A 13,170-nucleotide genomic window follows, 5' to 3' on the forward strand; every position below is an offset into this window, starting at 1 on the left:
GCCTGGCAAAGGGAGCGACCTGATGGTCAAGCAATTGCCTGTGATGATCGTGGCCGTGCTGCTGGGCGCTTGCTCCAGCAGCAAGGGCAGCGACGCCGATCCGGCGCAGCCGCCCAAGGGGGGCTGCTACCAGTCCCAGTGGCAGGCCGAGACGGTGCCGGTGATCAACAAGCGCCTGGGCCCGGATGGCCTGGAAAAGTACGACGACGAACACCAGCGCAAGGCGCCGGGTTGCCCTTGATCGGGGCATTGGCAACCTAACGCGGGTTTTGTGGTCTTGGACATTGGGGTCGCGTCGCGACCCCCGACGAGGTTTAGCGGATGAAAGCGCTACTGGCCCTGTTGGCCTTGGCACCCCTGGCAGGCTGCTCGCTGTTGCAACCGGCCAAACCCGCCCCGGCGGATAACTGGACCCGCTGGGTCTGCGACAGCCAGGCCGAAGTGCTCTGGCGCTTCGCCGACGCACAGCAGGACACGGTCGACGTGCGCCTTGGCGGCGCTGACCAGGTCTACCGGCTCAAGGCCGAGCCGGGCGCCTCGGGCGCGCTGTACAGCGATGGCATGCTGGCCTTCCACACCAAGGGCGAGGAAGGCCTGGTGTACTGGGTAGCCACCAACGATCTGATTGGGCGGGGCTGCAAGGCACCGTGACTGGCCGGGCCGCGCAGGTGGCCCACACTACTTGAACAGCAACCGCCCCTGCGGCAGGCTTGCATGAAACAAACGACGCTTGTCGGGAGAGAGATACACCATGGCACTCATTAGCATGCGCCAGATGCTGGACCACGCCGCCGAGTTCGGTTACGGCGTGCCGGCTTTCAACGTCAACAACCTCGAGCAGATGCGCGCCATCATGGAAGCCGCAGACGCCACCGACTCCCCGGTCATCGTCCAGGCCTCGGCCGGCGCCCGCAAGTACGCCGGTGCCCCGTTCCTGCGCCACCTGATCCTGGCGGCCATCGAAGAGTTCCCGCACATCCCGGTGTGCATGCACCAGGACCACGGCACCAGCCCTGACGTGTGCCAGCGCTCCATCCAGCTGGGCTTCAGCTCGGTGATGATGGACGGCTCGCTGAAGGAAGACGGCAAGACCCCATCTGACTACGACTACAACGTGCGCGTAACCCAGCAGACCGTGGCCTTCGCCCATGCCTGCGGGGTATCGGTGGAAGGCGAACTGGGCTGCCTGGGCAGCCTGGAAACCGGCCAGGCCGGTGAAGAAGACGGCGTGGGCGCCGAAGGTATCCTGGACCACAGCCAGATGCTGACCGACCCGGAAGAAGCCGCCGACTTCGTCAAGAAGACCCAGGTCGATGCCCTGGCCATCGCCATCGGCACCAGCCATGGCGCCTACAAATTCACCAAACCGCCTACCGGCGACATCCTGGCGATCGATCGCATCAAGGAAATCCACAAGCGCATCCCCAACACTCACCTGGTGATGCACGGTTCCTCGTCGGTACCGCAGGAATGGCTGAAGATCATCAACGAGTTCGGTGGTGACATCAAGGAAACCTACGGCGTGCCGGTCGAAGAAATCGTCGAAGGCATCAAGTACGGCGTACGCAAGGTCAACATCGACACCGACCTGCGCCTGGCCTCCACCGGTGCTATTCGCCGCTACATGGCCGCGCATCCGAGCGAGTTCGACCCACGCAAGTTCTTCGCCGAAACCGTCAAGGCCATGCGTGACGTGTGCATCGCCCGCTACGAAGCCTTCGGCACTGCCGGCAACGCCTCGAAGATCAAGCCGATCTCCCTGGAAGGTATGTTCCAGCGCTACGCCAAGGGCGAACTGGCTGCCAAGATCAACTGATCCGGCAGCGCTCGAAAAAACCCGCAGTGATGCGGGTTTTTTTTTGCCTGGGCACCTGGCCCGTCGATGCCATCCAGCGCAGTTCTACCGTTAGTCGGCTAACACCATCATGCATGGCTTATAGCCATCTGCAGCCATTGCGTCTTTGCCCGCCGGGGCTAGAGTAACCATCGGATCCAATCGCAAGTCGCAGTCGGACTTACTCAGAGAAGCAACATGGATGGCGCTTATTCACATACCCCGGAAAGCAGTTCGGTGCTGCTGGTCGTAGACGACTACCCGGAGAACCTCATCAGCATGCGGGCCTTGCTGTCCCGCCAGGATTGGCAGGTCGTGACTGCCAGCTCAGGGATGGAAGCCCTGAGCGCCCTGCTCGAACACGACGTCGACCTGGTCCTGCTCGACGTGCAGATGCCCGAAATGGATGGTTTCGAGGTTGCCCGGCTGATGCGCGGCAGCCAGCGCACACGGCTGACCCCGATCATCTTCCTGACCGCCAACGAACAATCCGACGCCGCGGTGCTCAAGGGTTACGCCAGTGGCGCGGTGGACTACCTGTTCAAGCCCTTCGACCCGCAGATTCTCAAGCCCAAGGTCCAGGCCCTGCTGGAACAGCAGCGCAACCGGCGCATGCTGCAGCGGCTGACCCGTGAGCTGGAGGCGGCGCGGGCGTTCAACGCCTCGATCCTGGAGAACGCCGCCGAGGGCATCCTGGTGGTGGACGAGGCGGGCACCATAGGTTTCGCCAACCCAGCCATCTCGCGGCTGCTCGATGCGCCTGTGGATAAACTGCAGGGTGCCCATGTGCTGGACCTGATCCAGTTGCCCTGCGCCAACCGGTGGCACGAGTCGGACTTCTACCAGGCCTACCTCGGGCGGCAGATATTCCGCGTGCATGACGCCCAGTTGCGCACCCTGGCCGGGCAACTGGTGCCGGTGGCGCTGTCCTGCGCGCCGTTGCCGGCCGAGCAGAAGGCCATGGTGGTGACGGTGCTGGACATGTCGGTGGTGCGCAGCCTGCACCAGCAGCTGGAATACCAGGCGGTGACCGACCCGCTGACCGGGCTGCTCAACCGTCGTGGCTTCTACCAGGCCGCCGAGAGCACGTTGCTGCGCAGCGAACGCTCGGACAAGGCCCAGGCCCTGATGTACATGGACCTGGACGGCTTCAAGCGGATCAACGACCTGCTGGGCCACGATGCCGGTGACAAGGTGCTGCGCTGGGTCGCCGAGCAGCTCAAGGAGTGCCTGGGTAGCGAGGCGTTGCTGGCGCGCATGGGCGGCGACGAGTTCACCGCGCTGTTCGATGGCCTGCCGTACCCCGAGCAGGCCGGGCGCTACGCCGAGAAGTTGCTGGAGCGCATGTCGAGCTTTCAGCAGGTGGACGGGTTGGAAGTCAGCCTGGGGGTCAGTATCGGCATCGCCACCTACCCCGATTGCGGGGCCAATGTCGAAGGGCTGCTGCGCGCGGCGGATGCCGCGATGTACGCCGCCAAGCAGGCGGGGCGCCAGCAGTATCGCTTCTACGACCAGGAGCTCAACGGTCGCGCCCGCTCGCGGCTGATGCTCGAAGACAGCGTGCGCACGGCCATCGAGCAGAACGATTTCAGCCTGGTCTACCAACCCCAGGTGGCATTCGGCGATGGCCGGCTGCGGGGCTTCGAGGCGTTGCTGCGCTGGAAGCACCCGAGTGTCGGCGATGTGCCGCCAGGGCTGTTCATCCCATTGCTGGAGGAGGCCCGCCTGATCAACCGCCTGGCCAGCTGGATCTACCGCAAGGGCGCGACCCAGCGCCGGCTCTGGGGCGAGCGCTTCGGCCCCGAGCTGGTGCTGGGCATCAGCCTCAGCCGCGCCCAGTTCACCATGCCCGGGCTGGTGGACGAATTGGCGCGGGTGATCGATGAGCAACAACTGCAACCTTCGCAGCTCGAGGTGGAGGTGGCCGAGACCTCGCTGATGTACAACATCGACGCGGCGGTGAAACAGGTGCACCGCCTGCGTGATCTGGGTATCCGCGTGGCACTGGACGACTTCGGCGCCGGCGACTGCTCGTTGCGCATGCTGCGCGACCTGCCCATCGATACCCTCAAGCTGGACCGCCACCTGGTGGCGCGCCTGCCGGGCTCGGCCACCGACATCGCCCTGGCACGCAGTGTCATCGGCCTGTGCGCGGCCTATGGCATCACCGTGATCGCCGAAGGGGTGGAGACCCAGGCCCAGGCCGAATGGCTCAAGGACAACGGTTGCGCCTACGTGCAAGGCTTCCTGGTGGCGCGGCCGATGACCGCCGCGGATGCTGGCAACTTCCCGGCGGTTTTCCCATGGACCTCGTGATTGGCTAAACTCGCGTCTCCTTGTGCCGACCCGCCTGCCATGACTGCCCTACGTTACCTGCAAGCCTACCCGCCCCACCTCCAGGAACAGGTGCGCCAGATGATCGCCAGCGATCGCCTGGGCGACTACCTGCGCCAACGCTATCCCGAGGGGCATGGAGTGCAGAGCGACAAGGCGCTGTACAGCTATGCCCAGGAACTCAAGCAGGCGTACCTGCGCAGTGCGCCGCCGCTGGACAAGGTGCTGTTCGACAACCGCCTGGACCTGACCCACCGCGCCCTGGGCCTGAATACCGCGGTGTCGCGGGTGCAGGGCGGCAAGCTCAAGGCCAAGAAGGAAATCCGCATCGCCTCGTTGTTCAAGGAGGCGGCGCCGCAGTTTCTGCGCATGATCGTGGTGCATGAACTGGCGCACCTGAAGGAGCGCGACCACAACAAGGCGTTCTATCAACTCTGCCAGCACATGGAACCGGACTACCATCAACTGGAATTCGACCTGCGCGTCTACCTGACCTATCGGGAGCTGCCGGGCAACACCTGAGGGACACGCACCCCATGACCACGGAAGTGAGCAAGACTCGCAGCAGCTTTTACCGCCGCCTGTACGTGGCCTGGCTGATCGACAGCCAGACCGCCGCCAGCGTGCCGGCCTTGATGGAGGCCACCGGCATGCCGCGACGTACCGCCCAGGACACCATCGCCGCCCTGGCCGACCTGGACATCGTCTGCGAGTTCGAACAGCAGGCCGGGGCGCGCAACCACGCCGGGCATTACCGGATCCGCGACTGGGGGGCGATCGACAAGCAGTGGATCATCCAGCACCTGCGCCAGATCAGGGATGTGCTGGGCTATCCGTGATCTCTGCGTGGTCGCGGTGGGGGCAACGGTCTTGCCGCTCCTGCAACAGGCCGGTAGGCGATGCGCCCCGGCGCTTTCAACCCTTGCGCATGCCGATATGAGGAATGTCGTCCTCCAGGTACTCCTCGCCCACCACCACGAAACCATGCCGGGCGTAGAACGCTTGCAGATGAGCCTGCGCGGACAAGTACACCGGTGTGCCGGGCCAGCAATGCTCGGCCGCCTCCAACCCCTTGAGCAGCAGGGGGTGCCCCAACTTCTGATCGCGCACCTCGGCGGCGGTCACCACCCGCCCGATGACCACCTCGCCGTGCTGTGATTGCGGGTCGAGCAGGCGCAGGTAGGCCACCAGCCGCTCGCCGTCCCAGCCCATCAGGTGCAGCGTGTCGCCACGCAGGTCGAGCCCGTCGACCTCCTGGTAGGCGCAGCGCTGCTCGACCACGAACACCTCGGTGCGCAGTTGCAGGATGGCGTAGAGTTGTTCCTTGGTGAGGTCGGTATGGTGCTTGCAGATCCACTCGATAGGCATGGACAGTGACTCCTTGGGTTGACCGTCGATCATCGCAAATCCGGCCCGGCCCGACGAGGGCCAATGCTGCGTACCCGGCTCGGCCAAAATAGAGGCTAAATGACACTATCGTCTGCTGTCGCCAGGATGCGGCTTGTGTAATCTGCAAAGGTTGTTGCTAGAGATCGCCGTCACCAGCGTGGACCCCCAACTGCGAAAGGATTTGAGCATGCGGCCACTGCTTTGCGTTCTTGGGTTACTGGGACTGTTATGCGTGGGGCCGGCCATGGCCCAGGGCAAGCTGCGGCTGGTGGCCGATAGCTGGCCGCCGTTCACCGACAGCGCAATGCCCGGCGGCGGCCTGGCCACCAGCATCGTCACCACGGCGCTGAGCCGCGCCGGCTATGCCAGCGAGTTCGAGGAAGTGCCCTGGGCCCGGGCGCTGATGGGCGTCGGCGAAGGGCGCTACGACGTGCTGATCAACGCCTGGTACAACGATGAGCGCAAGCGGATCGGCCAGTTCTCCGGCGCTTACCTGGTCAATCGCATTCGCCTGCTCAAGCGCCAGGGCGAGACGTTCGCCTATCAGCACCAGGCCGATCTGTATCCCTACAGCATCGCGGTGGTGCGCGATTACGCCTATTCCCCTGAGTTCGACAGCGACGCGCGCCTGAACAAGGTGGCGGTGCGCAATTTCTCGTCGGCGGTGCGCATGCTGGCGGCCGGGCGGGTCAACCTGGCGGTGGAGGATGAGTATGTGGCCCGCTACAACTTGCAGCGCGAGCCGCAGGAGGTGCGTGAAGGCGTCGCATTCGTCGAGCCGCCGTTAGGGGAGAACAGCCTGCACATCCTGGTCAGCCTCAAGCACCCGCAGCACCAGGAGATCGTGGCGCGTTTCGAGAAGGCCATCGCCACGATGAAGGCCGATGGCAGTTACGCCCGGTTGCTGCGCCAACATGGCTTCTGAGCGGGCCGGCGCTCGCCAGCAAGGCTGGCCCCGGCAGGGCGTATTCAGCTGGCGGTGTTTTCCTTGATCAGGTGCCCGGCCAGGGTGCGCAATGGCCCCAACTGCCGGCAGATCAGCGCCAGTTGCGTCTGCACCAGCCGTTGATGCTCGTCCAGCTCCTCCGGCATCTGTTCCAGGGCGTTGGCCAGCGCTTCCTCGGCATCGCTGTAGATCGCCACCGGTAGCCGCGCCGCCAAGCCATTGGCGATCTCGTCGAGGCTCGACGCCAGGGTCTTCCCGGCGCCATCGAGCAACTGCTCGTGCACCTCTGCCGGCAGCGCGGTGTCGCGGTGCGCGCCCAACCCCGACAAATAGCTGAGCAGGGTGTGCGACAGCACCAGGAAGCGGAAGCCCACGTCGGCCTCCTTGCGGAAGTGCCCGGGCTCCATCAGCATGTTGGCCAGGGTGGTCGACAGCGCCGCATCGGCGTTGTGCGCGTTGCGCCGGGCCAGGCGGTAGGCGAGGTCGTCGCGCTTGCCGTGGGCGTATTGCTGCATGATCTGGCGCAGGTATTCGCTGGCGCAGGCCAGGGTGTTGGCCAATACCTTGTTGAGCCGGCGGCCTTGCCAGTCGGGCAGGAACAGGAACACCGCGAGGATGGCGATCAGGCTGCCGACCAGGGTATCGAACAGGCGTGGCAGGAACAGCCCGTAGCCATCGCCGATCTGGTTGAAGCAGAACAGCACCATCAGGGTGATCGCGGCGGTGGCCAGGGTGTAGCGGGTAGTGCGGTTGACGAAGAACACCACGCCGGCCACCACGGCGAACGCCGATTGCACCAGCGGGTTGGGGAACAGGTCGAACAGCGCCCAGCCCACGGTCAGGCCAACGGCGGTGCCGAAGATACGCTGCACCAGTTTGCGCCGGGTCGCCCCGTAGTTGGGCTGGCAGACGAACAGCGTGGTGAGGATGATCCAGTAGCCCTGGGTGGGGTGGATCAGGTGCACCATGCCGTAGCCCACCGACAACGCCAGCGACAGGCGCAGGGCGTGGCGGAACAGCAGCGAGGTCGGCGTCAGCTGGGTGCGCAGGCGCTTCCACACGTCGGTGAGGGTGCGCGGCGAGCGATCGAGCAGGCTGCTGTCGCTGGCGTCGGCCAGGCTGTCGGGGTTGCTCGCGGCGCTGAGCAGGCGGTCCAGGGTCGACAGGTTGGCGGCCAGGGCGCGCAGCGAGCGCAGCAGGCCGCGCCAGGCCGGGTTGTGCTGGGTGCGCAGGTGTTCCAGCGAGGCGTTGAGGTCTTCCAGGGCTTCGGGGTAGCCGCTGGCCAGCACGAACGGCTGGCGCAGGCGGATCGAGCGGGCCAGCTCCTGGCACGACGCGCCCTGTTTGCGCAGCAGGCGCTGGCAACGGAACATCACGTCGCTGTGGAAGAAGGCGTCGGTCAGGGCGTTGTACGGATAGTGCGAGGCGCTCACCCGTTCATGGATGTCCTGGGCCAGGAAATACAGCTTGAGGTAGCGGCTGACCTTGGAGTTGGGCTGGCTGTTGCCGACCCGGTGCAGGATGATTTCCTTGGCGGCGTTGAGCGCCGCCACCACCTTGCCGTTCTGCCGGGCCAGCTCCAGGCGAGTGGCCTCGACGTCGAGGGTGCGCACCGGCTCGAACAGGCTGGCCTTGAGCTTGAGGTAGCTGCCCAGCTCGAAAAACAGCTTGGCCAGGCTCTGCTGCACCGGCTGGTTGGAGAACAGCGCCTGCCACAACACCGACAGCAGCCCATACCAGGCCGCGCCAGCCACCAGCAGCAAGGGTTCGTGCCAGAAGTCGCTGACCTGGCCGCCGCGCTGGTCGACACCGATCATGGTGTACACCGAGAGGATCAGCGTGGCCGAGGCGATCGCCCCGTAGCGCTCGCCCAGGGCGCCGAGCATGGTCAGGCCGAAGGCCGCCAGGGCCAGGGCAACGGCGAAGATCCAGGGGTAGGGGAACAGCAACTCCACCGACAGCGCGGCGATGGCGAAGCACACCAGGGTCACGGCCAGGGCGCTCAGGCGGCCTTGCCAGCCGTCGTCGGTCTCGGCCAGGGCGCTGGCGATGATGCCGAGGAACAACGGGATCAACAGGCTCATCTCGTTCTGGTACCAGCACCAGGCCATGCTGCCGGTCAGGGCGATGGTCACGCGGATGGCGTAGCTGAACTTGTCTTGGCCCCACAGGCGACGCAATGAATGGCGGAACGAGCTCGATGACATGATGGCCCTGGGCTGAGATCGGTTGAATACCTTCGAGGCCGCTTGGGGCCGCTGTGCGGCTCTTTCGCGGCCCAAGGCCGCTCCTACAGGAGATCGGGTCCCTCTGTAGGAGCGGCCTTGGGTCGCGAAAGGGCTGCGCAGCAGCCCCAAAAAATGGCGCTCCAGCACAGACCAGCAAGAAGCGTTCCGTGCTGCTGAATGGATTCTACCTTAGACGAACTGCGCCGCCGCGTTGGCCGATGCCCAGGCCCACTGGAAGTTGAAGCCCCCCAGGTGCCCGCTGACATCCAGCACCTCGCCGATGAAGTACAGCCCCGGGCTTTTCAGCGATTCCATGGTCTTGGACGACACTTCGCGGGTGTCCACGCCACCGAGCGTGACCTCGGCGGTGCGATAGCCTTCGGTGCCGGCCGGGACCACCTGCCAGGCCGACAGTTGCTCGGCGACCTGGGTCAATTCTGCCGGTGTGTACTGCTTCAGCGGTTTCGAAACGAACCACTGCTCGGCCAGCAGGTTGGCCAGCTTGCGGGTGAACACCTCGCCCAGCACGGTCTTCAGCTCGCTGTTGGGGCGCTCGGCCTGCTGGCCTTGCAGCCACTCCAGCGCGTCGCGGTCGGGCAGCAGGTTGATCTCAACGGTGTCGCCGGCCTCCCAGAACGACGAGATCTGCAGGATCGCCGGGCCGCTCAGGCCGCGGTGGGTGAACAGCAGGTTTTCACGGAAGCTCGTGCCATTGCAGCTGGCGACGCAGTCCAGCGAGGTGCCCGACAGCTCGGTGCACAGTGCCTTGAGCTGGGGCTCGGTGATGGTGAACGGCACCAGCCCGGCGCGGGTCGGCAGCAGTTCGTGGCCGAACTGGCGGGCCACCTGGTAGCCGAAGCCGCTGGCGCCAAGCGTGGGGATCGACAGGCCGCCGGTGGCGATCACCAGCGACTGGCAGGCGAATGGCCCGGCGCTGGTCTGCAGGGTGTAGCCGGCCTCGGTCTTTTCGATCTTGTCGATGCTGGTGTTCATGCGCAGCTCGGCGCCGGCCTGGTCGCACTCGGCCAGGAGCATGTCGAGGATGTCGCTGGACTTGTTGTCGCAGAACAGCTGGCCGAGCTTCTTCTCGTGGTACGGCACGCCGTGCTTGCCTACCAGCTCGATGAAGTCCCACTGGGTGTAGCGGGCCAGCGCCGACTTGCAGAAGTGCGGGTTGTGCGAGAGGAAGTTGGCGGGCTCGGTGTACATATTGGTGAAGTTGCAGCGCCCGCCGCCGGACATGAGGATCTTCTTGCCCGGCTTGTTGGCGTGGTCGAGCACCAGTACCCGGCGCCCGCGCTGGGCGCTGAGCAGGGCGCACATCAGGCCGGCGGCGCCGGCGCCGAGGATGATCACGTCGGTGGAATGCACGGTGTTACCTCTTCGGAATTGCCGGGGCTGCTGTGCAGCCCTTTCGCGACACAAGGCCGCTCCTACAGGAATATGCGATCCCCTGTAGGAGCGGCCTTGTGTCGCGAAAGGGTCGCGAAGCGACCCCAAAATAGGTCAGACGATACGGACTTTCAGGGCCCGGCCCTTGATCTTGCCGCTGTTCAGGCGCTGCATGGCCTGCTTGGCCACCGCCCGCTCCACAGCCACGAACGCCACGAAGTCGAAGATGGCGATCTTGCCCACCTGCTTGCCCGGCAGCCCGGCATCGCCGGTCAGCGCCCCGAGGATGTCGCCCGGGCGCAGCTTGTCCTTGCGCCCGGCGCCGATGCACAGGGTGGTCATCGGTGGCAGCAGCGGCTCGCCGCCCTTGCTCTTGAGGTTGTCCAGCTGTTCCCAGCGCAGCGGCTTGTTCTGCAGGTCCTCGATGGCCTGGGCGCGGTGGCCCTCGGCCGGGGCCACCAGGCTGATCGCCACGCCCTTCTCGCCGGCGCGGCCGGTACGGCCGACGCGGTGCACGTGGATCTCGGCGTCACGGGCCAGCTCGACGTTGATCACCAGGTCCAGCCCGTCGATGTCCAGGCCGCGGGCGGCGACGTCGGTGGCCACCAGCACCGAGCTGCTGCGGTTGGCGAACAGGGTCAGCACCTGGTCGCGGTCGCGCTGCTCCAGGTCGCCGTGCAGGGCCTGGGCGACGATACCCTTGGCGGTGAGGTGGGCGACCAGGTCCTCGCACTGTTGCTTGGTGAAGCAGAACGCCACGCAGGACTGCGGGCGGTAGTGGCCGAGCACGCGGGTCACCGCCTCCAGGCGCTGCTGTGGGTCGATCTCGATGAAGCGCTGCTCGATCTGGCTATCGCTGTGCAGCGCCTCGACCTTGACCTGCTGCGGCTGGCGCATGAAGTCCTTGGCCAATTGCTCGATGCCGGCTGGGTAGGTGGCCGAGAACAGCAGGGTCTGGCGGCGCGACGGGGTCTTGCCGATGATCGCGGCGATGGCGTCGAAGAAGCCCATGTCGAGCATGCGGTCGGCTTCGTCGAGCACCAGGGTGTTGAGCCCGTCGAGCACCAGGGTGCCCTTGTCCAGGTGTTGCTGGATGCGCCCTGGGGTGCCGACGATGATATGCGCGCCGTGCTCCAGCGAGGCGATCTGCGGGCCCAGCGAAACGCCGCCGCACAGGGTGAGGATCTTGATGTTGTCCTCGGCGCGGGCCAGGCGGCGCAGTTCCTTGGCCACCTGGTCGGCCAGCTCCCGGGTTGGGCACAGCACCAGGGCCTGGCAGCCGAAGTAGCGCGGGTTGATCGGGTTGAGCAGGCCGATGCCGAAGGCCGCGGTCTTGCCGCTGCCGGTCTTGGCCTGGGCGATCAGGTCCTGGCCCTTGAGGATGACCGGCAGGCTCTGGGCCTGGATCGGCGTCATCGAGGCATAGCCCAGGGCGTCCAGGTTGGCCAGCATGGCGGCGGACAGCGGGAGGGTGGCAAAGGCGGTGGTTTCAACGGTCACGAGGCGGGCCTGCTGCGAAGCGAAAAATGCCGCACAGTCTACCAGCCTCATGGCCATTCGCCCTACGACTCGACGTGATGTTCCGGACGACGGGCGCGCCTTCCGTCTGTCGGCGCCAGTTGCAGGAAGATCGCCGCCGCCAGCATGGCCATTACGCCGATGGTGACGAAGGTCAGCTGGAACGCCCCCAGGGTGCTTTCCACGCCTTCGGCGCTGCCGGCGGCGGTGAACCCCCCGAGTAGCGCGCCGGCGCAGGCCACGCCCAGGCTCAGCGACAGTTGCGCGACCACCGACAGCAGGCTGTTGCCGCTGCTGGCGCTGGCGTCGTCCAGGTCGATCAGGGTCACGGTGTTCATCGCCGTGAACTGCATCGAGTTCACTGCCCCCAGTAGCGCCAATTGCACCAGCAGCACGGCATAGGGCGTCTGCCCGTCGACCAGGCCCAGGCTGGCCAGCAGCATGCCCAGCAGCAGGGTGTTGCCGGTGAGCACGATGCGGTAGCCCAGGCGCTCGATCAGCGGCCTGGCCACCGACTTGGCAAGCATCGCCGCCGCCGCCAGCGGGATCATGCTCATGCCGGCCTGGGCCGGCGAGTAACCCAGCGCCACCTGTAGCAGCAACGGCACCAGGAACGGCAACGCGCCGCTGCCCAGGCGCGCGAACAGGTTGCCGAGGATGCCGATGGCGAAGGTGCGCACGCGAAACAACTGCGGCGAGAACAGCGGCTCCGGATCACGCCCGGCGCGCAGCCAGTAGGCGGCCAGGCAGGCCATGCCGGCGAACAGCAGCAGCATCACCCGCAGGTGCGGCAGGTGCAGTTCGCCCAGGCCCTCCATGGCGATGGTGATCAGCACCATCGCCGCGCCGAACAGCAGGAAGCCGGGGGTATCGAAACGGGTGCGCTCGCTGCCGCGCAGGTCGGGGATGAACTTCCACACTGCATAGCAGCCCAGGGCACCCACCGGCAGGTTGAGCAGGAAGATCCAGTGCCAGGTGAGGATCTCCACCAGCCAGCCGCCGAGGGTCGGGCCAAGCAACGGGCCGAGCAGGCCGGGGATGGTGATGAAGCTCATGATCCGCACCAGTTCGCTGCGCGGGTAGGCGCGCAACACCACCAGGCGCCCGACCGGCAGCATCAGCGCGCCGCCCAGGCCTTGCACCACCCGGGCGAAGATCAGCAAGCCGAGGCTGTTGGCCATGGCGCACAGCAGCGAGCCGAAGCTGAACAGCAGGATGGCGCAAAAGAAGATGCGCTTGGTGCCGAAGCGGTCGGCGATCCAGCCCGAGGCCGGGATCAGCAGGGCCACGGTAAGCATGTAGGCGATGATCACCCCCTGCATGCGCAGCGGGTCCTCGGCCAGCGAGCGCGCCATGGCCGGCAGCGCGGTGTTGAGGATGGTGCCGTCCAGCGACTGCATGAAGAAGGCGATGGCCACCACCCAGGGGATCCAGCGGGCGGTGACGGGGTCCAGCGGGGCACGATCGGGCATTGGCCTCTCCTGTTGTGCGTTCCGAGCTGTTCGCCGGCTTGCCGGCGAACAGCTCGA

12 protein-coding genes are annotated in these 13,170 nt (G+C 66.0%); 7 read left to right on the forward strand and 5 right to left on the reverse strand.

The window, feature by feature from the left end; translation table 11 throughout:
* Positions 1 to 22 precede the first annotated feature (22 nt).
* The 6 genes from NJG22_RS07160 to NJG22_RS07185 all read left to right on the forward strand — a co-directional run bounded on the left by NJG22_RS07160 (position 23) and on the right by NJG22_RS07185 (position 5,007).
* The gene (locus NJG22_RS07160; protein WP_217852239.1) at positions 23 to 241 is read left to right on the forward strand and encodes a hypothetical protein; all 219 of its coding nucleotides are present in this window, start codon (positions 23 to 25) and stop codon (positions 239 to 241) included.
* 80 nt (positions 242 to 321) lie between these two features.
* Positions 322 to 651 carry an MliC family protein gene (locus tag NJG22_RS07165; RefSeq protein ID WP_253093387.1) on the forward strand — a complete coding sequence of 110 codons (330 nt, stop codon included), beginning with the start codon at positions 322 to 324 and terminating at the stop codon, positions 649 to 651.
* A 100-nt stretch (positions 652 to 751) separates the two neighbouring features.
* Complete coding sequence (fba, locus tag NJG22_RS07170; RefSeq protein ID WP_253093388.1) at positions 752 to 1,816, forward strand: class II fructose-bisphosphate aldolase; 1,065 nt, start codon at positions 752 to 754, stop codon at positions 1,814 to 1,816.
* 216 nt (positions 1,817 to 2,032) lie between these two features.
* Entirely contained in the window at positions 2,033 to 4,150 is a 2,118-nt protein-coding gene (locus NJG22_RS07175; RefSeq protein ID WP_253093389.1) for an EAL domain-containing protein, read from the forward strand.
* Positions 4,151 to 4,189: 39 nt separating this feature from the next.
* Complete coding sequence (locus NJG22_RS07180) at positions 4,190 to 4,690, forward strand: M48 family metallopeptidase (protein WP_217852244.1); 501 nt, start codon at positions 4,190 to 4,192, stop codon at positions 4,688 to 4,690.
* Between the two features lie 14 nt (positions 4,691 to 4,704).
* A complete protein-coding gene (locus NJG22_RS07185) occupies positions 4,705 to 5,007 on the forward strand; it encodes a winged helix-turn-helix domain-containing protein (protein ID WP_253093390.1) in 303 nt (100 codons plus the stop codon).
* Positions 5,008 to 5,083: 76 nt separating this feature from the next.
* On the opposite strand, the gene NJG22_RS07190 is transcribed toward NJG22_RS07185, so the two are convergent.
* Positions 5,084 to 5,536, reverse strand: a complete 453-nt coding sequence (locus NJG22_RS07190) for a GNAT family N-acetyltransferase (protein ID WP_253093391.1) — start codon at positions 5,534 to 5,536, stop codon at positions 5,084 to 5,086.
* Positions 5,537 to 5,744: 208 nt separating this feature from the next.
* Between NJG22_RS07190 and NJG22_RS07195 the strand changes: the two genes are divergently transcribed.
* Positions 5,745 to 6,482: a transporter substrate-binding domain-containing protein gene (locus tag NJG22_RS07195; protein ID WP_253093392.1), complete on the forward strand. Its 738-nt coding sequence runs from the start codon at positions 5,745 to 5,747 to the stop codon at positions 6,480 to 6,482.
* 44 nt (positions 6,483 to 6,526) lie between these two features.
* Here the strand turns inward: NJG22_RS07195 and yccS are convergent, their stop codons facing one another.
* The 4 genes from yccS to mdtD all read right to left on the reverse strand — a co-directional run bounded on the left by yccS (position 6,527) and on the right by mdtD (position 13,113).
* Complete coding sequence (yccS, locus tag NJG22_RS07200) at positions 6,527 to 8,710, reverse strand: YccS family putative transporter (protein WP_253093393.1); 2,184 nt, start codon at positions 8,708 to 8,710, stop codon at positions 6,527 to 6,529.
* A 210-nt stretch (positions 8,711 to 8,920) separates the two neighbouring features.
* A complete protein-coding gene (locus tag NJG22_RS07205) occupies positions 8,921 to 10,102 on the reverse strand; it encodes an NAD(P)/FAD-dependent oxidoreductase (RefSeq protein WP_253093394.1) in 1,182 nt (393 codons plus the stop codon).
* Between the two features lie 135 nt (positions 10,103 to 10,237).
* On the reverse strand, positions 10,238 to 11,674 hold the full coding sequence (dbpA, locus tag NJG22_RS07210; RefSeq protein WP_217852255.1) for an ATP-dependent RNA helicase DbpA: 1,437 nt from the start codon (positions 11,672 to 11,674) through the stop codon (positions 10,238 to 10,240).
* Between the two features lie 11 nt (positions 11,675 to 11,685).
* A complete protein-coding gene (gene mdtD, locus NJG22_RS07215; protein ID WP_253093395.1) occupies positions 11,686 to 13,113 on the reverse strand; it encodes a multidrug transporter subunit MdtD in 1,428 nt (475 codons plus the stop codon).
* Between the last annotated feature and the right edge of the window lie 57 nt (positions 13,114 to 13,170).

This window comes from Pseudomonas sp. VA159-2, assembly GCF_024126635.1.
Classification (GTDB): Bacteria; Pseudomonadota; Gammaproteobacteria; order Pseudomonadales; family Pseudomonadaceae; genus Aquipseudomonas; species Aquipseudomonas muyukensis.

Coding starts and splice junctions, on each gene's coding strand:
- NJG22_RS07160 (WP_217852239.1), top strand. CDS start 23: ATGGTCAAGCAATTGCCTGTGATGATCGTGGCCGTGCTGCTGGGCGCT.
- NJG22_RS07165 (WP_253093387.1), top strand. CDS start 322: ATGAAAGCGCTACTGGCCCTGTTGGCCTTGGCACCCCTGGCAGGCTGC.
- fba (WP_253093388.1), top strand. CDS start 752: ATGGCACTCATTAGCATGCGCCAGATGCTGGACCACGCCGCCGAGTTC.
- NJG22_RS07175 (WP_253093389.1), top strand. CDS start 2,033: ATGGATGGCGCTTATTCACATACCCCGGAAAGCAGTTCGGTGCTGCTG.
- NJG22_RS07180 (WP_217852244.1), top strand. CDS start 4,190: ATGACTGCCCTACGTTACCTGCAAGCCTACCCGCCCCACCTCCAGGAA.
- NJG22_RS07185 (WP_253093390.1), top strand. CDS start 4,705: ATGACCACGGAAGTGAGCAAGACTCGCAGCAGCTTTTACCGCCGCCTG.
- NJG22_RS07190 (WP_253093391.1), bottom strand. CDS start 5,536: ATGCCTATCGAGTGGATCTGCAAGCACCATACCGACCTCACCAAGGAA.
- NJG22_RS07195 (WP_253093392.1), top strand. CDS start 5,745: ATGCGGCCACTGCTTTGCGTTCTTGGGTTACTGGGACTGTTATGCGTG.
- yccS (WP_253093393.1), bottom strand. CDS start 8,710: ATGTCATCGAGCTCGTTCCGCCATTCATTGCGTCGCCTGTGGGGCCAA.
- dbpA (WP_217852255.1), bottom strand. CDS start 11,674: ATGAGGCTGGTAGACTGTGCGGCATTTTTCGCTTCGCAGCAGGCCCGC.
- mdtD (WP_253093395.1), bottom strand. CDS start 13,113: ATGCCCGATCGTGCCCCGCTGGACCCCGTCACCGCCCGCTGGATCCCC.